Raw genomic sequence first — 19,360 nt, forward strand, 5'->3', positions numbered from 1 at the left:
CACAATGGCTTTGCCAATTTCGCAAAGGCAATTGCCCGCCATGAACCCCAACGCCCTCACCGACCAGCTCGGCCTGTTCCTCGATGTGCTGGAAGCCGGGAGTTTTTCCGCCGCCGCCCGCCGGCATCCGCTGACCCCCTCAGCGGTGGCCCGCCGCATCGACAGCCTGGAAAACGCCGTCGGCAGCAAACTGTTCATGCGCACCACCCATGCCGTGGTGGCCACCGCGGCGGGCCAGGCCTTCGCCGAACGCGCCCGGCGCATCGTCGCCGAACTGCAACTGGCCCGGGCGGAAGCAGTGTCCTTGAGCCATGCGCCCGAAGGCCTGATCCGCATCGACGCCCCGGCGGCGTTCGGTCGCCGCCACCTGGCCCCGGCGATCGCCGATTTCCTGATGCTGTATCCGGGGCTGGATGTACAACTGCACCTGATCGACAGCTTCGTCGACATGCAGGGCTCGCACCTGGGCAAGGTCGATCTGGTGTTGCGCGCGGGGCAAAGGGTCGACACCCGCATGGTCGCGACGTCATTGGCGAGCATCGTGCGGATCGCCTGCGCCAGCCCGGCCTACCTCAAGCTGCGCGGCACCCCGACCCACCCCGCCGAACTGAGCCAGCACGACGGCCTCGACTGGGATGGCCTGGCCCCGCTGTTCGCCTGGCGCTTCGAACTCGACGGGCAAGTGCAGACCCACCGTCCGCAACGCATCCGCCTGAGCGCCAACAATGCCGAGGCCCTGTTGTCCGGTGCCCTGGCCGGCCTGGGCATCGCCCACCTGCCAACCTGGCTGGCCAGCGAATACCTGCTGCGCGGCGAACTGCTGCCGCTGTTCTGCGAAACGGGTCTGCCGAAACCGGAAAGCGCCGGCATCTACGCCCTGCGCCTGGAACAGCACACCAACGCCCGCAGCCGCCTGTTGCTGGAATACCTGAAGACCCGCTTCAGCCCGATACCGCCCTGGGACCTGGCCCTGCAAAGCGCCATGGGGTGAGGGCCGGCAAGAATTATCTGGCGCATTAAAGATTCGCCCGCTAGATTCAGGGCGAGTAACGACCAAGGCCTGACCATGACCACCAAACGCTCCACCCTGGATACCTGCGACGAGCTGCTGCTGGATAACCAGCTGTGTTTCGCCCTGCATTCGACTTCGCTGCTGATGACCAAAGTCTACAAACCCTTGCTGCAGGAACTGGGCCTGACCTACCCCCAGTACCTGGCGATGATGGTGCTCTGGGAACAGGACGGCCTGACCGTCGGCGAAATCAGCAGCCGCCTGCTGACCGATCCCGGCTCCTTGACGCCCTTGCTCAAGCGCCTGGAAGCCGAAGGCCTGTTGAGCCGGACCCGCAGCCGCGAAGACGAACGGGTGGTGATCATCGAGCTGACCGAGCAAGGCCGCGCCCTGCACAGCCGGGCGCGCAGCATTCCGCAGTGCATTCTCGGGGCCAGCGGCCTGACCCTGGAACAATTGCGCCAATTGCAGGGCGACCTGCTGAACCTGCGCGGCCACCTGCAAGACAGCCTTTAACAGCCCCAGCGCGAGCCAGCCCCCGCAGACATCGCAGTGCCTCTGCGGGAGCGAGCTTGCTCGCGGCTCGTCCCGCCTCCCGGCTCCCGCGCCGAAAAAGTTTTCTGAAAAAAAATATCCAAATCAGTCGCTTATCCAGAAACGAAGATTTTTTCGGTTTTTTTCAAAAAAATATCTTGCGCACAAAATATTTGAGCGATACATTTATTTCGCACTTACTTAGCGCGCAAATATTTAGCGCAATATTAAAACCCCAAGAGGCTCACACCATGCAAACTCTCTATACCGCTGTCGCAACCGCAACCGGTGGCCGTGATGGCCGTGCTGTTTCCAGTGACAACATCCTCGACGTCAAACTCTCCACTCCCAAGGAGCTGGGCGGGGCTGGCGGCCAGGCCACCAACCCGGAACAACTCTTCGCCGCCGGCTATTCCGCGTGCTTTATCGGCGCCCTGAAATTCGTCGCCAGCCAGAGCAAACGCAAGATTCCGGACAACGCCTCGATCACCGCCCATGTCGGCATTGGCCAGATCCCCGGTGGTTTCGGCCTGGACATCGACCTGCACATCAGCCTGCCAGGCCTTGAACAAGCAGACGCGCACTCCCTGGTCGAAGCGGCTCACCAGGTCTGCCCTTACTCCAACGCTACCCGCGGCAACGTCGACGTACGTCTGCACGTGACTGTCTAACCCGCTGCGCGCCAGCGCCCGCACCGACCAGGAGACACACATGAACACTTTCGGCAAAACCTTGACCGGCGGCCTGCTCGCCCTGTCCATCAACACCGCGTTCGCGCAAGGCGGGGTCGAGCACAACACCCAGGCGTTCCTCGACGCCCTGAATGCCGGTGGCGGCAAACCGATGGAACAGCTGAGTGCAAAAGAAGCGCGGGCCGTGCTGGTCGGCGCCCAGGCCGGGGTCAAGCTGACGCTGCCCAAGGCGGATGTCAGCCAGAAGACCATCGATGTCGACGGCCGGGCCATCGACCTGACCATCGTCAGGCCGGCCGGGGCCAAAGGCACGCTGCCGGTGTTCATGTTTTTCCACGGCGGCGGCTGGGTGCTGGGGGATTTCCCGACCCACGAACGCCTGGTGCGGGATCTGGTGGTAGGCTCCGGGGCGGCGGCGGTATTCGTCAACTACACACCGTCTCCGGAGGCGCATTACCCGGTGGCGATCAACCAGGCTTATGCGGCCACCCGCTGGGTGGCCGAGCATGGCCGGGAAATCAACGTCGACGGCAAGCGCCTGGCCGTTGCCGGCAACAGCGTCGGCGGCAACATGGCGGCCGTGGTCAGCCTGATGGCCAAGGACAAGGGTACGCCAGCGATCCGCTTCCAACTGCTGCTGTGGCCGGTCACCGATGCGAACTTCGAGACCGCCTCGTACAACCAGTATGCCGAGGGGCACTTCCTTACCAGAAACATGATGAAGTGGTTCTGGGACAACTACACCACCGACGCCCAGCAGCGTAACGAGATCTACGCCTCGCCGTTACGCGCCACCAGCGCCCAGCTCAAGGGCCTGCCGCCCGCGCTGATCCAGACTGCCGGCGCCGATGTGCTGCGCGACGAAGGCGAAGCCTATGCCCGCAAGCTGGACGAAGCCGGCGTGCCGGTCACCTCGGTACGCTACAACGGGATGATCCACGACTACGGCCTGCTCAACGTGGTCAGCCAGGTGCCCGCGGTTCGCTCGGCGCTGCTGCAAGCGTCCGAAGAGCTCAAGCAACGCCTGAAGTAAGGCCCGGCCTCAAGCAGGAACTCCAGGCACAAAAAAGCCCGACTCGATGGTCGGGCTTTTTTGTACGCGAGGATTCAAGCAGGGCTTAAACCTTGGCGCGGCCTTTGTAGGAGCCGCCTTCGCGAGTGTCGATCTCGATCATGTCGCCGATTTCGATGAAGTCGGCAACGCTCAGCTCGGTACCGTTCTTCAGTTTGGCAGGCTTCATCACCTTGCCCGAAGTATCGCCGCGAGCGGAACCTTCGGTGTAGTCAACCTGGCGCACGATGGTGGTCGGCAGGTCAACGGAAACCAGACGGTCTTCGAAGAACACGGCTTCGCAAACGTCGGTCATGCCTTCTTCGATGAACGGCAGAACGGCTTCGATATCTTCGGCGTTCAGCTCGTACATGGTGTAGTCGGTGGTGTCCATGAACGTGTAGGTGTCACCGCTGATGAACGACAGGGTCGCTTCTTTGCGATCCAGGATCACGTCGTCCAGTTTGTCGTCCGCACCGTAAACGGTTTCGGTCTTGTAACCGGTCAGCAGGTTCTTCAGCTTGGTCTTCATGATCGCGCTGTTACGACCGGACTTGGTGAATTCAGCTTTCTGAACCAGCCAAGGATCGTTGTCGATACGGATCACGGTACCGGGTTTGAGTTCTTTACCAGTTTTCATTGCGAATATCCGAATTTGGATGGGATTTACAAAAATCTAGGCCGCGTATCATATCCAATTTAGGTAAAACTGCACCAGCGCCGCAGCAAGATCGGGCTGCGAGCCCTGTTCCAGACACCATTTTTCGGCGTGGGCCGCCACTTCCGGCCAGTGTTCGAGCAGTTTTTTCCAGCCTTGGGCCATCTCGCCTCCGGCATTCCAGCCCCGCCACAAACCGATCAGCGCCGCCTTGGCCTCGGGCGACAGGCCTTGGGTATAGAGCTCGAGAAAGGCGTCGAGCTTGTCCAGATGGACGTCTTCGTCCTGTTGATAAATGTGCCAGAGCATCGGCCGGCCAGCCCACTGCGCGCGAACGAACGAATCCTCGCCGCGAACGGCGTTGAAATCGCACGCCCATAGCAGTTGGTCATACGCTTGTTGCCGGACGAACGGCAGCACCTGCACCGTCAAAGCGCCACGGACTTGCACCGCCCCCGCCGTCAACGCCTCGACACCCAGCCAGTTCTGCACATCGCCGAGAATCCGCCCCTCGGGCACCAGCAGATGAGTGGCCTGCGAATCGCCGGCCAGCGCCTCCAGCCAGCTGGCCAAGCCGGTGTTCTCATAGGCGAACAGCGACATCAGCCGCGCATCGGGCGCGGCAAAGACCCCCAGCCCTTCGAGAAAGCCGCGGCGTGCCAACGGGTCCTGCTGGAACGCTCGGCGCCGCTCTAGCAACCCCGTTTCCCGCAACAAGCCGCCCGTGCCGGCTTGAAACCCGGGAAAGAAAAAGTACTTCTGCACCCCTTTGAATTTCACCGAGGGCAGGCCATGGCACCCCGTCACCCAGGCCTCGGCGCTGAGGTAATCGAGATTCAGCCACAGCGGGGTACGCTCGCGCTCGGCCATGGCCTCCATATAAGCCGGCGGCAACTGGCAGGCAAAGGCGGCGATCACCACATCGGCGGCAGCCACCGGCAACCACTCGACCGGCCATTGGCGCACATCGACCCCTTCCTGCCACTGCTGGGGCGAAGCGGCGTCGATCGGCGGACACAAGCGCTCGAAGGCCCGCAGGTCATCCACCCACAGCCGCACCGCGCACCGATGTTCGGCCACCAGTTGCCGGGCCAGACGCCAGGTCACGCCGATATCGCCGTAGTTGTCGACGACGCTGCAGAAAATATCCCAGGTGGCTTTCATTCCGGGCTCCATTTGGCAAAGGCGCCGATTGTCCGCATAAATCGCCACTGACAGAAGGGCCAACGCCGATAATCTTCGTGCGACAATCGACGCTTGCCCGACACCGCCTGCCAGGAGGCTGCCATGCCCTATCGCCCGACACCCCGTCGCCCTTTACGTATCAGCGTAAACGTACTTCAACTCAGCGGCAGCATTGCCCTGGGATTGTGGCTGGGCTTTCTGGCGATCGCCCTGACCTGTTGGCTGGCCGGGCGTTTTGTCTTCGAGCAGCCGATGGCGCCCGTGGCCCAGGCGATGCAACGACTGGCCCAGCCGCCACGTGCCGAGCCGGAAGCGCCCAACCGCCTGTTCGAGCAGTATCAGGAAAACCTGCGCAAGAACGAGCAGCAACAGGCACTGGATAACGCCCGCAGCAACCTGCGCAACCAGTCCAACCCGAAATGCCAGTTCTGGTTGCAACAGGACCAGACGGCACCCAGCGAAAAAAGCCGGGCCAACGTCCTGCAATTCTGCGATTGATCATGCACAAGCCTACGGTCCACCAACTGATTCTCGATAAGCTGCGCAGCGACCTGGATATCGCCCAACGCGCCGCGCAAACCGCCTACGAGGCGGCGACCCATGAAGAGAACATTGCCGAGAACAAGTACGACACCCTGGGGCTGGAGGCGTCCTACCTTGCCGCCGGCCAGGCCAAGCGGGTCGAGGAAATCCGCCAGGCCCTGGCGCTCTGCCAGAACCTGACCCTGCGTCCATACGACGAACAGGTCGGTATCCAGGTCGGTGCGCTACTGGGTCTCGAGGACGGAAACGGCCACGAACAATGGCTGTTCCTGGCGCCAGATGGTGCGGGGTTGAAGGTCGACGTGGTGGGGCAACCGGTGACGGTCATCACCCCTCGCTCGCCGCTGGGCCAAGGCCTGCTGGGCAAGTTCGAGGGGGATGAACTGGAGATTGTCGTCGCCGGCGCTCGGCAACAGTTCGCTGTCACCGAGGTGAAGTGAGCCAGGCGAGGATTTAGTGGACCGGCAGTTCGACGCCGTCGAACAACTCTTCGAGTTCCTGCTTGTTGTGGCACTGAATGGCCTTGGCCATCACTTCGCGCGTCAGGTGCGGAGCGAACTTCTCGATGAAGTCGCACATGAAGCCCCGCAGGAAAGTACCGCGACGGAAACCGATCTTGGTGATGCTCGACTCGAACAACTCGCTGGCATCCAGCACCACCAGGTCGCTGTCGAGCTTGGTATCGACCGCCATCTTGGCGACGATGCCCACGCCCAGGCCCAGGCGCACGTAAGTCTTGATCACGTCGGCGTCGGCGGCGGTGAACACCACCTTCGGCGTCAGGCCGCGATGGCTGAAGGCTTCGTCGAGTTTGGAGCGGCCAGTGAAACCGAATACATAGGTCACGATCGGGTATTCGGCCAGGGTTTCCAGGGTCAGCTTCGGCAGCTTGGTCAGCGGGTGGCCTTGCGGCACCACCACGCAACGGTTCCAGCGGTAGCACGGCATCATTACCAGGTCGCCGAACAGTTCCAGCGCTTCGGTGGCAATGGCGAAGTCGACGGTGCCATCGGCGGCCATTTCGGCGATCTGCATCGGCGAGCCTTGATGCATGTGCAGCGCTACGTCCGGGTACTGCTTGATAAAGCTGCTGATCACCGGCGGCAGGGCATAACGAGCCTGGGTGTGGGTAGTGGCGATCGACAGGGTGCCCTTTTTCTCGTTGGAGAACTCCTGGGCGATCTGCTTGATGCTTTCGACTTTGCGCAGGATCTCGCCGGCGGTGGTGATGATGCGCTCGCCGGCCGGGGTGACGCGGGTCAGGTGCTTGCCGCTACGGGCGAACACCTCGACGCCCAACTCGTCCTCGAGCAGGCGGATCTGCTTGCTGATACCCGGTTGCGAGGTGTAGAGGCTTTGGGCTGTAGCGGAAACGTTGAGGTCGTGGTGCGCCACTTCCCAGATGTAGCGCAATTGTTGAAGCTTCATATGAATCCCTCAAAGCAGGTAGACGCCACGGGTATCAGCGACGGTATATAACTATATGAATGGTTTGACGAATAAATCTAGAACTTTTCCTCAGAAAATTCCAATAACCCCTTCAGATATCTCCGAGCCGCCGACGCTGCACCAAAGGCACCAGGTAAACCGGAACCTTGGCCAGTTGCAGGACCCTGGCTGCGGTCCTGCCCAGTGGAGTCTCACCGCCCGCCCCATGGCTGTGACTTCCTACGATCAACAAATCCACAGAGAGTTTCGACGCCTGCTCGAGAATGACGTGCGAGGGGTCCCCCTGGAACACCCTGACCGACTGAATCAAAGCCAGATCCTGCATGCCCTCCCCCAGCTCCTCGCGAAAACTGTCGAGCACCCGCTGTTCGATATTCGCCATCACCGTGTTCAGGCCCTGGCTGTGAAATTCGTTCAGCGCCTGCTCGTCGAGATAACTCTGCAACACCGATTCGGCAAACAGCCCCATGGGCTCCACTGCATGGACCACGTGCAAGTCGGCATTGAATGTTCGAGCCAGTTCCAGGGCATGCTGCATCACGTAGGGCGCGTACAGACCGAGGTCAGTGGCATACAGCATCGAACGAATCATATGACCTCCTCGACTGCCAATATGGCGGAGATTGACTCAGCTTAGCAGTGCCAAGGCCACCACGACGCCCCACGCGAGCCCGTGGATATTGAGCTAAACCTTGGTTTCGTTGCTGATGCCGTGGGGTACATGGCCAGTGGCGACCACTTCCCGCGCCAGCTCGCAATGACCGGCCTGATCGTCGAAAAACACATCGGCGGCGAAAGCCTCGAGAAAGGCAGCTTTCTCCAGCCCGCCCAGGAACAGCGACTCGTCCAGACGGATATCCCATTCGCGCAGGGTACGAATCACCCGCTCATGGGCCGGTGCCGAACGCGCGGTCACCAAGGCGGTGCGGATCGGACAGCCATCGTCGGGGAACTCGCGCTGCAACAGATTGAGCGCCGCGAGGAAGCCTTTGAACGGCCCGCCCCGCAACGGCTCGCGAGCGGACTCACGCTCCTTGGCCTGGAAAGCCTCCAGGCCACCCAGCTGATAGACCCGCTCCGACTCGTCGGAAAACAGTACCGCGTCGCCATCGAAGGCGATCCGCAGTTCGGCGCTGGCGGCGCGACGAGCACCGCCGGAAAGAATGGTCGCCGCGGCAAAACCGGCATCCAGCGCACTGCGCACGTCTTCGGCGTGGGTGGAAAGAAACAGGTCGCAGCCAAAGGCCGCGAGATAGGGATAAGGGCTGCGCCCTCCGACAAAAGCGGCCCGGGAAATGTCCAGGCCATAGTGTTGAATCGAGTTGAAAACCCGCAGGCCGGTGTCGGCGCTATTACGTGAAACCAGCACCACCTCGACCCGCGCTCGGCCAAGGCTGGCATTGAGGCTCAGGAGCTTTTTCACCAAGGGGAACGCATCGCCCGGCTCGAGGGTTTCCTCCTCGTGATCGATCTGATACTTGCGGTAGGCCTCGACCCCCTCGGCCAGATAGACCTTATGGCTATCGCTCAGATCGAACAGGGCCCGCGACGAGATCGCCACCACCAGTTTACCGCCCAAGCCCTTTGCCATATCGCTTCCCCCCGATGCTGCAATCAACCGTTATGCCGGTCGATAAATCTCAACGCCTGATACAAGGCTTCCATTTTCGGCAGCTCGCACCCCACAGCCTTGGCCGCGGCCAGTGGTGCGGCGTAAATCGCCGACAACTCCAACGCGCGCTTGTGCTGGTAGTCGTGGTACATGCTTGGCCAATAGTCCGGCATGCTTTCGGTCATCTTGAACAAGTGCTCAGCATAGCCGTCCGGCATGCTGTGGCCACAGGCCTGAGCTCCCCTTACCACTTCCTGCATCAAGGCCTGGATCAACTCGCGACTGTCGGCGTCGGCCATCAGCGGCGTGGTACTGGCCTTGAGCAACACCGACAAACCGTTATAGGGCACGTTCCACACCAGCTTCTGCCAGCGCGCCTGTTGCAGGTTGGCCATGGCCTGGGAACCGATACCGGCCTTGCGGAACAATGCCGCGCCCTCTTCCACCAGCGCCTGGCGCTGCGCCTCGTCCTGCGCGGCCGGGCCGCTGTGATAGCCCAGGTTCACCGCCCCCAGCGCCTGATGCTCGATCACCCCCGGCCCGGCACGGTGCACGCAGATAAAGCACAGGCCGCCCAACACGTGCAGTGAATCGGGAAGCAGGTCGCGCAAGCTGTCTTCCACATCCAGGCCATTCTGCAACACCAGCACCTTGGCGCCTGGAGCCGCGGCGCGCAGGATTGCCGGTGCCAACTCGGCGTTGCTGGTGGTCTTGGCGCCCACCAGCAGCCAGTCGCAGGGCGGCATGTCTTCGGCGCTGGCATAGGCCTGGACCGGATTCAAGGTCAGCGCGCCATGCACCGCGCTGTTGAGCTGCAAGCCACGCTCGGCCACTGCCGAGAACTCGCTGCGCAACAGAAAGTGCACATCCAGTCCGGCTCGGGCCAGCAACATGCCGTAGAAACCACCGATCGCACCGGTACCGATAATGCCGATTCGTGGCGTATGAACTGCTTCCATCAAGGCAACTCCTCTGGAATTCGATTCAACGCCTGAGCCAGATGCTCGCTGAGCTCGCCGGGTGTCAGGCGCGACTGTAAGGCCCCATAAAACTCGCCGTCGCGCACCACGAACAGTGCCGGCAAGTGAAATACCTGATAACGCTCGACCGCCCCGCCATTGTTCCCGGCATCGATCCAGCACAACCGCTGGACCGGCAGAGCGAACCCGGGCAACTGTTGCCTGGCCCAACGGCAACTGGCACAGCCGACGCTGGTGAACACCACCAGCGAGACACCGCTCATCGCCAGCAGCCGTTGATCGATATCGAAATCAGTCAGCTCCAATTCGACCACTATACTGGGGGAAACAATGTCACATAGCCGACACTCGGAGTCCGCGTTCATGGGACGTTTCATTCCTCATCCTGACGATGTTCCGGTTGAGCTGACCCTGCGCAAGCACGCCTGCATTTCGCGTCAACGGTTGCACACTATCAGCCTCGGGGGCATGGCTTGCAATTATCACCGCGCCTGGCGCCGCGGCACCGCTCTGGAAGTACGCATGCCCAGCCTCGGAGAAAACGCCTGCTACAACGGCTACGTGGCCTGGTGCCTGCGCCGCAAGCGCGGCTATCTGGTGGGGATCGCCTTCATCGACGAACAGACGCTGTTTCGTGCGCGCATGAGCGAGCAGGTCTGTCAGATCGCCCGCTACTGCCATCTGCATGAACCCCAGGCCGAGCAACAGCAAATCGAAGCCCTGGCTCAACAATGGGTCGAACAGCACGCCGCCGAGTTCTCTCACGACCGGGTTCACCAGGCTTTTATGCAGCCAGCACTGGATTAAACCCACCTCTGCCCATTGTCGAGCCCCGGTGTAACGCGCTAAGGTTCGGCTCCCCGACGCGCTTAAATCCGCTGTGCTCCGCCGCGCGGGGATCGCTGGCGGCCGGCACCCGTGACCTGACGAGTAACACGATGGCTGATTTACCGATCAACGACCTTAACGTCGCCTCCAACGAAACCCTGATCACTCCCGACCAGCTCAAGCGCGACATTCCGTTGAGCGACGTTGCCTTGCGCACCGTGACCAAGGGTCGCGAAGTGATCCGCAATATTCTCGATGGCACCGACCATCGCCTGTTCGTCGTCATCGGCCCTTGCTCGATCCACGACATCAAGGCAGCCCACGAGTACGCCGAGCGCCTGAAAGTCCTGGCCGCCGAAGTCTCCGATACCCTGTATCTGGTGATGCGCGTGTACTTCGAGAAACCGCGGACTACCGTTGGCTGGAAAGGCTTGATCAACGACCCGTATCTGGACGACTCGTTCAAGATCCAGGACGGCCTGCACATCGGTCGCCAACTGCTGCTGGACCTGGCGGAAATGGGCCTGCCGACCGCCACCGAAGCGCTCGACCCGATCTCCCCGCAGTACCTGCAGGACCTCATCAGCTGGTCGGCGATTGGCGCGCGTACCACCGAATCCCAGACGCACCGCGAAATGGCTTCCGGCCTGTCCTCGGCGGTGGGTTTCAAGAATGGCACCGACGGCGGCCTGACCGTTGCCATCAACGCCCTGCAATCGGTTTCCAGCCCTCACCGTTTCCTCGGTATCAACCAGGAAGGCGGTGTGTCGATCGTCACGACCAAGGGCAATGCCTACGGTCACGTGGTTCTGCGCGGCGGCAACGGCAAGCCGAACTATGACTCGGTCAGCGTTGCCCTGTGCGAACAGGCACTGAGCAAGGCGAAGATCAAGCCGAACATCATGGTCGACTGCAGCCACGCCAACTCCAACAAGGACCCGGCCCTGCAGCCTCTGGTCATGGAGAACGTGGCCAACCAGATTCTCGAAGGCAACCAGTCGATCATCGGCCTGATGGTCGAAAGCCATCTGAATTGGGGCTGCCAGGCGATTCCCAAGGACCTGGCCGAACTGCAATACGGCGTATCGATCACCGATGCCTGCATCGACTGGGAAAGCACCGAGAAGACCCTGCGCGGCATGCACGCCAAGCTCAAGGATGTCCTGCCGAAACGGGTTCGCAGCTGATCCCGTATTGCACACACAAAAACGCCGGGCCAAGCCCGGCGTTTTTGTGTGTGTCCCCGCTCAGAGTTTCGCGGCGTGACGCTGATGGCGTTCCATATAGCGCTCCACGTATGAGCACGATGGAATGACTGTGTAGCCCATGCGATCAGCGTATTCCAAGGCCTGCTCGGTCAGTGCCGCGGCAATGCCACGGCCGCGCAGCGCGTTAGGTACGAACGTCCGATAAATATCCAGGGTCTGCTTACCCAGGTCCATATAGGTCAGGTAGGCACGATGACCGTCCACATTGGTCTCGAACTGATGACCAGCCTGGTCATGGTGGATGGACAACGCCTCGCTCATCACTACTCCTCGCGGGTCTTGGATTCTGACCCCTACCTTACCGATGTTTTTCCGGCGAAGGAACAACTACTACGCCACCCCGTGCCTGTCTGGACACCGAGGAGAGCCTACCGCTCTCGCATGACCGAGCACGTTTCAGATAGTAAGCACCATTGGCGCCAATGCTCAAGGGACGCTTGTGGTTTAGCTACTGGCACCGGGCCAGTTTGTTTCCTCGAGCCTGTTCCCAATACATGCAAAGCGTTCGGTCAAATTGCTTGACGATCAACAACCTGAACATCGCCGGATGTTGAAATTTAAGACGACCTCACCTGTTTAAAGTCACCTCAACATGGACAAAGATGCGTGAGACGCCCCACAGATTCTGAACAAAAGTGTAGACGAATCGATATAGATGGACTTTGACCTACACTCCGCAAACGCCGTGCGAAGGGGTTCTACGACCGTTGTGGTTAACAAGCCCACCCTGAGAACAGGGCGACAAGGTTGCATATTTTTTATACAGCACGATAAAAAGTTGCTCGAAAAAGATTCAACGCCTAGAATTTTTTTTGCTTCTTGCGCTACGTCAGTTTACTTACTACAAGTAATGGGTAGTATGTACGCCGGCCATTTCATCACTCGGATGAGATAGCTACTTAATAGAAAGTCCTTGAAGGGGAACACGATGAACAACGTTCTGAAATTCTCTGCTCTGGCTCTGGCCGCAGTTCTGGCTACCGGTTGCAGCAGCGTATCCAAAGAAACCGAAGCTCGTCTGACTGCAACTGAAGACGCAGCAGCTCGCTCCCAGGCTCGTGCAGACGAAGCCTACCGTAAAGCTGATGAAGCTCTGGCTGCTGCTCAAAAAGCACAACAGACTGCTGACGAAGCTAACGAGCGCGCTCTGCGTATGCTGGAAAAAGCTAGCCGCAAGTAATAGTCCTTCGGGATTGTTATCGAAGCCGACCCATTTATTGGGTCGGCTTTTTTATTGCCTGCTTTTCTTCCGGCAATAAAAAACCCGTCGACGCCCTGGAGCCTCGACGGGTTGCTGTTCCAGCTGTTACTGCTGCATATCGATAGGCAGCGCCGACACCACCGGTGCATTGGTCGGCACGGCAATTTCTACCGGCAAGCCGTCTTCCGCCGCCACAACGTCGCGCACCACATCCCAGTTCATTCGCAGGTTATTGGCCAAGTCTTCACGCTTGAGCAAAGCGTTGATCACCGCCGTGTGTTTGTCGACAACCGACGGGTTGCCTTTGTCGTCCAGCGGCGTGTGGGCTTCCAGATAGACCTTGCCAGCGCTGATACCGAACTTGTACGGATCGTTGAGGATCCGCACCGATGTTCCCACCGGCACCATGCTCGCCATTTCCAGGACGTTGTTGTTGAACATCCGGAAGCAGCCGTGACTGGTACGCATGCCGATACCGAACTTCTTGTTCGAGCCGTGGATCAGGTAGCCCGGAGTCCCCAGGGTGAACTTGAAGGGCCCCAAGGGGTTGTCAGGTCCTGCCGGAACGACGTTTGGTAATGGATCGCCGTCAGCCGCGTGCTCGGCCTTGATCGAGGCCGGCGGCGTCCAGGTCGGATTCGGGGTCTTCGCGACAATGCTGGTATGGGCAATCGGCGACCCCCACCCCTCACGGCCAATACCCAGCGGGAAGGTGTACACCACGTTCCGCCCTTTCGGGTAGTAGTACAGGCGGTATTCGGCCAGGTTGATCACGATGCCTTCGCGAGGCCCTGGCGGCAGGATGAAGCGCGTCGGCAACACCACTTCGGTACCGGCGCCCGGCAACCATGGGTCGACGCCCGGGTTGGCCGCGACCATCTCGTAGTAACCCAGGTCGTAGGTCGTCCCCAGGTCGGCGAAGGTGTCTTCGTACTTGGCCTTGATCACCTGCACCTGGCCGACGATATCTTCGCCCGGCGGAGGGAGAGGCAGTTCCAATGCGGCAACGGGGCCAGCCACACAGAGTGCGGCAAGCGTCAGGCAGCGGGTAACGACAGGAAAGCGCGGCAACATCCGGAAAATCCTTCGCATGATCAACGAGTGAAAAAGTGATTGTACACCCGCCCCCGCGGCTGCGGGAGCGACAGCTGCGCCAGCGCAAGGAAGCGGGTCAGGGCAGAAACTTGCGGTCTTACAGCTCGAAACGCAACTCTGGCCAGATCGGTGGCGTGCCACGCTTCTGCGATTCGAGGATCGCCCGACACAACGGGCACAGACGCTGATCCTGAAAAATGGTCCGGTCGACGCTCGACCAGCGTGGTTGTGCAGGCAGCAAGGTGCCGCACAACGTGCGATCGGCAGACCCGCCCAACTCCAGTTGACGCGTCACCAGATGCACCCGGACTTCCTGGCAGGCGAACAGATCCAGCTGCTCGTCAGGCTCGATCAGTTGGTAGGCAAACAGGGACCAGGCGGGACGCGGCATCGGGGGCTCCAAATCGGGGGCGCCACATTAGCCGAAACACTGCCGGTAGAAAAGCGTCAAAGCAGCGGTTTTAGCGTCGGCCAGACATTTTCCAGCAACTGGCCCTGAGCACTGGCCGCGGGGTGGATGCCATCGGCCTGCATCAGCTCGGGATGGCCGCCAACGCCCTGCAGAAAAAATGGTACCAAGGCGACATTTTTTTCGTTGGCGAGCGTGCTGTACACCTCGGCGAACGCCTTGGTATAGCGCACGCCGTAATTGGGCGGCAGTTGCATGCCAAGCAGCAACACCTTGGCGCCGCTGGCCCTGGAGCTGTCGATCATCGAAGCAAGATTTTGTTGCAATTGCGTGGGCAACTGCCCGCGCAGGCCATCGTTGCCTCCCAACTCGAGAATCACCAGCTCCGGCTTATGCTCTGCAAGCAGCGCCGGCAGCCGCGCCTGGCCTCCTGCGCTGGTATCTCCGCTGATGGAAGCATTGATCACCTTATCGTTGAAACCTTCGCTCTTGAGCCGCTGTTCAAGCAAGGCCACCCAACCCTGCCGGGTATCCAGGCCGAAAGCGGCGCTGATACTATCGCCAACGATCAGGACTGTACCCGCCGCTGCGTTCTGGGCCATGCACATCAGGGCCAGGCCAGCACTCAAAAACCACACACGCATCGGATTCTCCATGGGCGCAAGCATTCTCACTGCGCGGAACCTTAGCAAAGTGGTTCCCAGCGCGGAAGGTGAACTGACCATCCTGCACGAACTCAGCCTGGAACTGAACAAGGGCGACAGCCTGGCCATCGTCGGTAGTTCCGGCTCCGGAAAATCGACCCTGCTCGGTCTGCTGGCCGGGCTCGACCTGCCCAGTAATGGCGACGTCATCCTGGCCGGTCACACCCTGAACACGCTGGACGAAGACCAGCGTGCCCGAGTCCGCGCAGAGCACGTAGGCTTCGTGTTCCAGTCGTTCCAACTGCTCGACAGCCTCAACGCCCTGGAAAACGTCATGCTGCCCATGGAGCTGGATGGCCGCCGCGATGCCCGCGAGCGGGCCACGGAACTGCTCCAGCGGGTAGGACTCGGGCAACGCCTGAGCCACTCGCCCCGCCAGCTCTCCGGTGGCGAACAACAGCGGGTAGCCATCGCCCGCGCCTTCGCTGCCGAGCCGGATGTACTGTTCGCCGACGAACCGACCGGCAACCTCGACAGCCACACCGGCGAGCGCATCAGCGACCTGTTGTTCGAACTGAACAAGGAAAGCGGCACGACCCTGGTCCTGGTCACTCACGACGAACGCCTGGCCCATCGTTGCCGGCGCCTGATCCGCCTCGAAGCCGGCCTGCTGGTCGCCCCCCTGGAGCCTTGATGGCACGCCTGCCGCTGTTGCGCCTGTTCAGCCTTGCCGTTCGCCAGCTGCTGCGCGATGCCCGCGCCGGAGAACTGCGGGTATTGTTCTTCGCCCTGGTGGTGGCGGTAGCCGCCAGCACGGCCATCGGCTACTTCGGCGCGCGCCTCAATGGCGCAATGCTGTTGCGCGCCACGGAGTTTCTCGGCGCCGACCTGCTGCTTGAAAGCAGCTCGCCGGCAAGGCCGGAACAGATCCAGAGCGGCCGGGAGCTCGGCCTGCAACATGCGCAAGTGGTGGAGTTCTCCAGCGTGATCGCCACCGACAATGGCATCCAGCTCTCCAGTATCAAGGCCGCGGACGATGCCTACCCGCTGCGTGGAGAACTGAAAAGCGCCCCGGCCCCTTACGCAGCCGAAGAAACCGGTGGCGGTCCGCGCCCCGGCGAAGCCTGGGTCGAAGCCCGTCTATTGACTGCGCTGGATCTGAAAATCGGCGACAGCATCGATGTCGGCATGAAAACCCTGCGCCTGAGCCGGGTGCTGACTTACGAGCCGGATCGTGCCGGTAACTTCTACAGCCTGACTCCCCGCGTACTGATCAACCTGAGCGACCTGGACGCCACCGGCGTGGTGCAACCGGGTAGCCGGGTCAGCTACAAGGAGCTCTGGCGCGGGCCCGGAGCGGCCCTGGAAACCTACCGTCAACTGATCAAGCCGGGCTTGGCGGCCAATCAACGCCTTCAGGACGCCCGCGATGGCAACCGGCAGATCGGCGGCGCCCTGGGCAAGGCCGAACGCTACCTGAACATGGCCAGCCTGGTGGCGGTTCTGCTGGCTGGCGTCGCCGTAGCCCTGTCCGCGGCGCGCTTCGCCTCCCGGCGCTTCGACGCCAGCGCCCTGTTGCGCTGCCTGGGCCTGTCCCGTCGGGAGACCATGCTGTTGTTCACCCTGCAACTGGCGCTTCTGGGCATCCTGGCCAGCGTTGTCGGCGCGCTGCTGGGCTGGCTCGCCCAACTCGGGCTGTTTTATCTGCTGCACGAACTGCTGCCAAATGACGTACCTCCTGGCGGCCTGCTCCCGGCCGTCGCCGGTATCGGTACCGGGCTGGTGGCCCTTGGCGGCTTCGCCTTGCCGCCTCTCGCAGCGCTGGGACGTGTCCCGCCGTTGCGAGTATTGCGCCGCGACCTGCTGCCAATCCCGTCAAGCACCTGGATGGTCTACGGCGCGGCATTGCTGGCCCTGGGCCTGATCATGTGGCGCCTGAGCCTGGATCTGCTGCTGACCTTCGCCTTGCTTGGCGGCGGCGTCATCGCCGCGCTGCTCCTGGGCGGTTTACTGCTGCTGGCCTTGCAGAGCCTGCGTCGCCTGCTGGCCAAGGCCTCGCTGCCGTGGCGCCTTGGCCTGGGCCAATTGCTGCGACATCCATTGGCCGCCGCCGGGCAATCCCTGGCCTTTGGCCTGATTCTGCTGTCGATGGCCTTGATTGCCCTGTTGCGTGGAGAACTGCTCGATACCTGGCAAAACCAGTTGCCCAAAGACGCCCCTAATTACTTTGCGCTGAATATCCTGCCTGCGGACAAACAAGCCTTCAGCGACAAACTGATGGCGCTTTCCGCCCCTTCCGCGCCCCTGTACCCGGTGGTGCCGGGACGACTGATCAGCATCAACGGCGAACCGGTCCAGGCTATCGTCAGCAAGGACTCCAGCGGCGACCGAGCGGTGCAGCGGGACTTGAGCCTGACCTGGGCTGCGGATCTGCCGACAGGCAACAAAATCACCAGCGGCTCGTGGTGGACACAACAACCAGAGGGGGATTTGCCCGGCGTCTCAGTCGAATCCAAGGTGGCCGAAAGCCTGAAGCTCAAGCTCGGCGACCAGCTAACGTTCAGTGTCGGTGGGGTCAATCGCGAGGCCCGAGTGACCAGTCTGCGGGAAATCAATTGGGATAACTTCCAACCCAACTTCTTCATGATCTTCCAGCCCGGCACCCTGAAGGACCTGCCGGCCACTTACCTGACCAGCTTTTATCTGGCCGCCGGTCACGACCAGCAGGTGGTGGAGCTGTCCAGGGCGTTCCCCGCGGTGACCATCCTGCAAGTGGAAGCGCTGCTCGAACAACTGCGCAGCATTCTGGCCCAGGTCACCCTGGCCGTGGAGTACGTGCTGCTGTTTGTCCTGGCCGCAGGTATGGCCGTACTGTTTTCCGGACTGCAAGCCACTCTGGACGAACGCATTCGCCAGGGCGCCCTGCTGCGTGCACTGGGAGCGGAGCGACAGTTGCTGGTCAAGGCCAGACGCATCGAGTTCGGACTGTTGGGAGCTGTCAGCGGATTGCTGGCAGCACTGGGATCAGAATTGGTCAGCCTGGTGCTGTACCGGTTTGCCTTCGACCTGCCTTGGCAGCCCCATCCCTGGCTACTGCTTTTGCCCGTTATCGGGGCTTTGCTGGTCGGTGCTGCCGGCGTCTATGGAACACGCCGGGCATTGAACGCCAGCCCACTGACCGTACTGCGCGAGGGGTAAGCCCCTCGCTGCTTATTTCACGTAGTCGATCTGATTGATCCACCAGCACATTTCCCCGCCCGGGGTCTGTACCAGCGCTTCGTCGCCGACTTCTTTTTTCAACAGCGCCCGGGCCATGGGCGAATCGATAGAAATGTAGTCCTTCTGTCCATAGATCTCGTCGTAACCCACGATACGGAAGCGCTTGGTTTCACCCTCTTCGTTCTCGATATCGACCCAAGCACCGAAAAACACCCGCCCCTCCTGTTCCGGCGAATAAGACACGACCTTCATGTCTTCGAGGCGCTTGCGCAGGTAGCGGACCCGGCGGTCGATTTCCCGCAAGAGCTTCTTGTTGTACTGGTAATCGGCGTTTTCGCTTCTGTCCCCCAGGGACGCCGCCCAGGTGACTTTTTGTGTCACATCCGGGCGTTTCTCCCGCCACAGGTAATCCAGCTCGCTTTTCAGAGCCTCGAAGCCTTCCTGCGTAATGAGCTTGGTACTCAATTGGTCAAATTCCCCGTGCGACGCCTATCGGCCGTTCAGCATTGTTGGATAAATGGCGCCAGCCTCGCCCTCTCTGGCGCCATGATAAAGGAACCCATTCGCCCCGCTCTACCTCGTTAGCGACAACACAAGACAGGGCTTCTATAAAAGCACATAAGTAAATACCCTACGGCCCAACCAAACCGAATTAGAACTTAAAACACAAAAAACAACCCACCAAAAGAACAAATAAAAGTACACAAAAACCAATACCCACCCGCCATTTACCTTTAACTTTTCAAAGTACCAAATTCACTCCCTGCACCAAATCAACCAGATGCTTCCCCAGAGAAAGCCAGTACCCTTGACACATCAACGACGGCCCCTCTTCGAGAAGGCAAACAAAAAACCTCTCCTTACAAACCCTCCAAGCCCAGGAAAACAAGGTCTGCGACTGACTCTGACGCGTGCAGGCAAAAGCTTATTCAGCAGTCCACCGCAACTATAAGATTCGTCTGATTTGTTTTTCAGATGGG

23 protein-coding genes are annotated in these 19,360 nt (G+C 60.9%); 11 read left to right on the plus strand and 12 right to left on the minus strand.

The genetic code is table 11. From position 1 onward, the window contains the following. The first annotated feature begins 40 nt into the window (after positions 1-40). The 4 genes from BTN82_RS20635 (at position 41) to BTN82_RS20650 (ending at position 3,271) form a co-directional block, all read left to right on the plus strand. Positions 41-991 carry a LysR family transcriptional regulator gene (locus BTN82_RS20635; protein ID WP_075120962.1) on the plus strand — a complete coding sequence of 317 codons (951 nt, stop codon included), beginning with the start codon at positions 41-43 and terminating at the stop codon, positions 989-991. A gap of 75 nt (positions 992-1,066) precedes the next feature. Then, positions 1,067-1,528: a MarR family winged helix-turn-helix transcriptional regulator gene (locus BTN82_RS20640; protein ID WP_075120963.1), complete on the plus strand. Its 462-nt coding sequence runs from the start codon at positions 1,067-1,069 to the stop codon at positions 1,526-1,528. Positions 1,529-1,797: 269 nt separating this feature from the next. Beyond that, positions 1,798-2,217 (plus strand): organic hydroperoxide resistance protein, encoded by a 420-nt coding sequence (locus BTN82_RS20645; RefSeq protein ID WP_075120964.1) that lies wholly within the window; start codon positions 1,798-1,800, stop codon positions 2,215-2,217. A gap of 40 nt (positions 2,218-2,257) precedes the next feature. Beyond that, complete coding sequence (locus tag BTN82_RS20650) at positions 2,258-3,271, plus strand: alpha/beta hydrolase (RefSeq protein ID WP_075120965.1); 1,014 nt, start codon at positions 2,258-2,260, stop codon at positions 3,269-3,271. 85 nt (positions 3,272-3,356) lie between these two features. Here the strand turns inward: BTN82_RS20650 and BTN82_RS20655 are convergent, their stop codons facing one another. Together BTN82_RS20655 and earP are read right to left on the minus strand one after the other, a co-directional pair. Then, positions 3,357-3,929 carry an elongation factor P gene (locus tag BTN82_RS20655; RefSeq protein ID WP_007931398.1) on the minus strand — a complete coding sequence of 191 codons (573 nt, stop codon included), beginning with the start codon at positions 3,927-3,929 and terminating at the stop codon, positions 3,357-3,359. 48 nt (positions 3,930-3,977) lie between these two features. Next, positions 3,978-5,111 carry an elongation factor P maturation arginine rhamnosyltransferase EarP gene (earP, locus tag BTN82_RS20660; protein ID WP_075120966.1) on the minus strand — a complete coding sequence of 378 codons (1,134 nt, stop codon included), beginning with the start codon at positions 5,109-5,111 and terminating at the stop codon, positions 3,978-3,980. 123 nt (positions 5,112-5,234) lie between these two features. Here earP and BTN82_RS20665 point away from each other — a divergent pair, with 123 nt between their 5' ends. Together BTN82_RS20665 and BTN82_RS20670 are read left to right on the plus strand one after the other, a co-directional pair. Next, entirely contained in the window at positions 5,235-5,630 is a 396-nt protein-coding gene (locus tag BTN82_RS20665; protein ID WP_075120967.1) for a hypothetical protein, read from the plus strand. A 2-nt stretch (positions 5,631-5,632) separates the two neighbouring features. Further along, positions 5,633-6,115: a transcription elongation factor GreAB gene (locus BTN82_RS20670; RefSeq protein ID WP_075120968.1), complete on the plus strand. Its 483-nt coding sequence runs from the start codon at positions 5,633-5,635 to the stop codon at positions 6,113-6,115. Between the two features lie 13 nt (positions 6,116-6,128). Here BTN82_RS20670 and cysB read toward each other — a convergent pair whose 3' ends face one another. The 5 genes from cysB to BTN82_RS20695 form a co-directional block, all read right to left on the minus strand. Further along, the gene (cysB, locus tag BTN82_RS20675; RefSeq protein WP_007931387.1) at positions 6,129-7,103 is read right to left on the minus strand and encodes an HTH-type transcriptional regulator CysB; all 975 of its coding nucleotides are present in this window, start codon (positions 7,101-7,103) and stop codon (positions 6,129-6,131) included. Positions 7,104-7,215: 112 nt separating this feature from the next. Beyond that, the gene (locus BTN82_RS20680) at positions 7,216-7,716 is read right to left on the minus strand and encodes a universal stress protein (RefSeq protein ID WP_075120969.1); all 501 of its coding nucleotides are present in this window, start codon (positions 7,714-7,716) and stop codon (positions 7,216-7,218) included. A 93-nt stretch (positions 7,717-7,809) separates the two neighbouring features. Continuing rightward, positions 7,810-8,715 carry a 5'-nucleotidase gene (locus BTN82_RS20685; protein ID WP_075120970.1) on the minus strand — a complete coding sequence of 302 codons (906 nt, stop codon included), beginning with the start codon at positions 8,713-8,715 and terminating at the stop codon, positions 7,810-7,812. 23 nt (positions 8,716-8,738) lie between these two features. After that, entirely contained in the window at positions 8,739-9,695 is a 957-nt protein-coding gene (locus BTN82_RS20690) for a putative 2-dehydropantoate 2-reductase (RefSeq protein ID WP_075120971.1), read from the minus strand. Continuing rightward, the gene (locus BTN82_RS20695) at positions 9,695-10,081 is read right to left on the minus strand and encodes a thioredoxin family protein (protein WP_075120972.1); all 387 of its coding nucleotides are present in this window, start codon (positions 10,079-10,081) and stop codon (positions 9,695-9,697) included. The genes BTN82_RS20690 and BTN82_RS20695 overlap by 1 nt, the downstream gene beginning before the upstream one ends. Here BTN82_RS20695 and BTN82_RS20700 point away from each other — a divergent pair. Next, a complete protein-coding gene (locus tag BTN82_RS20700) occupies positions 10,080-10,523 on the plus strand; it encodes a PilZ domain-containing protein (protein ID WP_075120973.1) in 444 nt (147 codons plus the stop codon). The genes BTN82_RS20695 and BTN82_RS20700 overlap by 2 nt on opposite strands. Positions 10,524-10,654: 131 nt before the next feature. Further along, positions 10,655-11,731, plus strand: a complete 1,077-nt coding sequence (locus BTN82_RS20705) for a 3-deoxy-7-phosphoheptulonate synthase (protein ID WP_075120974.1) — start codon at positions 10,655-10,657, stop codon at positions 11,729-11,731. Between the two features lie 60 nt (positions 11,732-11,791). Here the strand turns inward: BTN82_RS20705 and BTN82_RS20710 are convergent, their stop codons facing one another. Continuing rightward, positions 11,792-12,073 (minus strand): GNAT family N-acetyltransferase, encoded by a 282-nt coding sequence (locus BTN82_RS20710; protein ID WP_007931380.1) that lies wholly within the window; start codon positions 12,071-12,073, stop codon positions 11,792-11,794. 667 nt (positions 12,074-12,740) lie between these two features. On the opposite strand from BTN82_RS20710, the gene oprI reads away from it, so the two are divergent. After that, positions 12,741-12,992, plus strand: coding sequence for an outer membrane lipoprotei OprI (gene oprI / locus BTN82_RS20715; protein WP_003172710.1), 252 nt, complete (start codon positions 12,741-12,743; stop codon positions 12,990-12,992). A gap of 126 nt (positions 12,993-13,118) precedes the next feature. Here oprI and BTN82_RS20720 read toward each other — a convergent pair whose 3' ends face one another. The 3 genes from BTN82_RS20720 to BTN82_RS20730 all read right to left on the minus strand — a co-directional run bounded on the left by BTN82_RS20720 (position 13,119) and on the right by BTN82_RS20730 (position 15,161). Next, the gene (locus tag BTN82_RS20720; RefSeq protein WP_075120975.1) at positions 13,119-14,087 is read right to left on the minus strand and encodes a L,D-transpeptidase family protein; all 969 of its coding nucleotides are present in this window, start codon (positions 14,085-14,087) and stop codon (positions 13,119-13,121) included. A 118-nt stretch (positions 14,088-14,205) separates the two neighbouring features. Then, positions 14,206-14,499 carry a hypothetical protein gene (locus BTN82_RS20725; protein WP_007931378.1) on the minus strand — a complete coding sequence of 98 codons (294 nt, stop codon included), beginning with the start codon at positions 14,497-14,499 and terminating at the stop codon, positions 14,206-14,208. Between the two features lie 56 nt (positions 14,500-14,555). Further along, positions 14,556-15,161 carry an arylesterase gene (locus BTN82_RS20730; RefSeq protein WP_075120976.1) on the minus strand — a complete coding sequence of 202 codons (606 nt, stop codon included), beginning with the start codon at positions 15,159-15,161 and terminating at the stop codon, positions 14,556-14,558. Positions 15,162-15,171: 10 nt separating this feature from the next. Here BTN82_RS20730 and BTN82_RS20735 point away from each other — a divergent pair, with 10 nt between their 5' ends. After that, the gene (locus BTN82_RS20735; RefSeq protein WP_075120977.1) at positions 15,172-15,855 is read left to right on the plus strand and encodes an ABC transporter ATP-binding protein; all 684 of its coding nucleotides are present in this window, start codon (positions 15,172-15,174) and stop codon (positions 15,853-15,855) included. Then, on the plus strand, positions 15,855-18,359 hold the full coding sequence (locus BTN82_RS20740) for an ABC transporter permease (RefSeq protein ID WP_075120978.1): 2,505 nt from the start codon (positions 15,855-15,857) through the stop codon (positions 18,357-18,359). Before BTN82_RS20735 ends, BTN82_RS20740 begins: the two co-directional genes overlap by 1 nt. Positions 18,360-18,371: 12 nt before the next feature. Here BTN82_RS20740 and greB read toward each other — a convergent pair whose 3' ends face one another. Further along, positions 18,372-18,845: a transcription elongation factor GreB gene (gene greB, locus BTN82_RS20745; protein WP_075120979.1), complete on the minus strand. Its 474-nt coding sequence runs from the start codon at positions 18,843-18,845 to the stop codon at positions 18,372-18,374. Between the last annotated feature and the right edge of the window lie 515 nt (positions 18,846-19,360).

This window comes from Pseudomonas chlororaphis, from assembly GCF_001921865.1.
Taxonomy (GTDB): Bacteria; Pseudomonadota; Gammaproteobacteria; order Pseudomonadales; family Pseudomonadaceae; genus Aquipseudomonas; species Aquipseudomonas chlororaphis_D.

What these genes read in the sequence shown, in the direction of transcription:
- BTN82_RS20635 (WP_075120962.1), top strand. Translation starts at nt 41, where the DNA reads ATGAACCCCAACGCCCTCACCGACCAGCTCGGCCTGTTCCTCGATGTG.
- BTN82_RS20640 (WP_075120963.1), top strand. Translation starts at nt 1,067, where the DNA reads ATGACCACCAAACGCTCCACCCTGGATACCTGCGACGAGCTGCTGCTG.
- BTN82_RS20645 (WP_075120964.1), top strand. Translation starts at nt 1,798, where the DNA reads ATGCAAACTCTCTATACCGCTGTCGCAACCGCAACCGGTGGCCGTGAT.
- BTN82_RS20650 (WP_075120965.1), top strand. Translation starts at nt 2,258, where the DNA reads ATGAACACTTTCGGCAAAACCTTGACCGGCGGCCTGCTCGCCCTGTCC.
- BTN82_RS20655 (WP_007931398.1), bottom strand. Translation starts at nt 3,929, where the DNA reads ATGAAAACTGGTAAAGAACTCAAACCCGGTACCGTGATCCGTATCGAC.
- earP (WP_075120966.1), bottom strand. Translation starts at nt 5,111, where the DNA reads ATGAAAGCCACCTGGGATATTTTCTGCAGCGTCGTCGACAACTACGGC.
- BTN82_RS20665 (WP_075120967.1), top strand. Translation starts at nt 5,235, where the DNA reads ATGCCCTATCGCCCGACACCCCGTCGCCCTTTACGTATCAGCGTAAAC.
- BTN82_RS20670 (WP_075120968.1), top strand. Translation starts at nt 5,633, where the DNA reads ATGCACAAGCCTACGGTCCACCAACTGATTCTCGATAAGCTGCGCAGC.
- cysB (WP_007931387.1), bottom strand. Translation starts at nt 7,103, where the DNA reads ATGAAGCTTCAACAATTGCGCTACATCTGGGAAGTGGCGCACCACGAC.
- BTN82_RS20680 (WP_075120969.1), bottom strand. Translation starts at nt 7,716, where the DNA reads ATGATTCGTTCGATGCTGTATGCCACTGACCTCGGTCTGTACGCGCCC.
- BTN82_RS20685 (WP_075120970.1), bottom strand. Translation starts at nt 8,715, where the DNA reads ATGGCAAAGGGCTTGGGCGGTAAACTGGTGGTGGCGATCTCGTCGCGG.
- BTN82_RS20690 (WP_075120971.1), bottom strand. Translation starts at nt 9,695, where the DNA reads ATGGAAGCAGTTCATACGCCACGAATCGGCATTATCGGTACCGGTGCG.
- BTN82_RS20700 (WP_075120973.1), top strand. Translation starts at nt 10,080, where the DNA reads ATGGGACGTTTCATTCCTCATCCTGACGATGTTCCGGTTGAGCTGACC.
- BTN82_RS20695 (WP_075120972.1), bottom strand. Translation starts at nt 10,081, where the DNA reads ATGAACGCGGACTCCGAGTGTCGGCTATGTGACATTGTTTCCCCCAGT.
- BTN82_RS20705 (WP_075120974.1), top strand. Translation starts at nt 10,655, where the DNA reads ATGGCTGATTTACCGATCAACGACCTTAACGTCGCCTCCAACGAAACC.
- BTN82_RS20710 (WP_007931380.1), bottom strand. Translation starts at nt 12,073, where the DNA reads ATGAGCGAGGCGTTGTCCATCCACCATGACCAGGCTGGTCATCAGTTC.
- oprI (WP_003172710.1), top strand. Translation starts at nt 12,741, where the DNA reads ATGAACAACGTTCTGAAATTCTCTGCTCTGGCTCTGGCCGCAGTTCTG.
- BTN82_RS20720 (WP_075120975.1), bottom strand. Translation starts at nt 14,087, where the DNA reads ATGTTGCCGCGCTTTCCTGTCGTTACCCGCTGCCTGACGCTTGCCGCA.
- BTN82_RS20725 (WP_007931378.1), bottom strand. Translation starts at nt 14,499, where the DNA reads ATGCCGCGTCCCGCCTGGTCCCTGTTTGCCTACCAACTGATCGAGCCT.
- BTN82_RS20730 (WP_075120976.1), bottom strand. Translation starts at nt 15,161, where the DNA reads ATGCGTGTGTGGTTTTTGAGTGCTGGCCTGGCCCTGATGTGCATGGCC.
- BTN82_RS20735 (WP_075120977.1), top strand. Translation starts at nt 15,172, where the DNA reads ATGGGCGCAAGCATTCTCACTGCGCGGAACCTTAGCAAAGTGGTTCCC.
- BTN82_RS20740 (WP_075120978.1), top strand. Translation starts at nt 15,855, where the DNA reads ATGGCACGCCTGCCGCTGTTGCGCCTGTTCAGCCTTGCCGTTCGCCAG.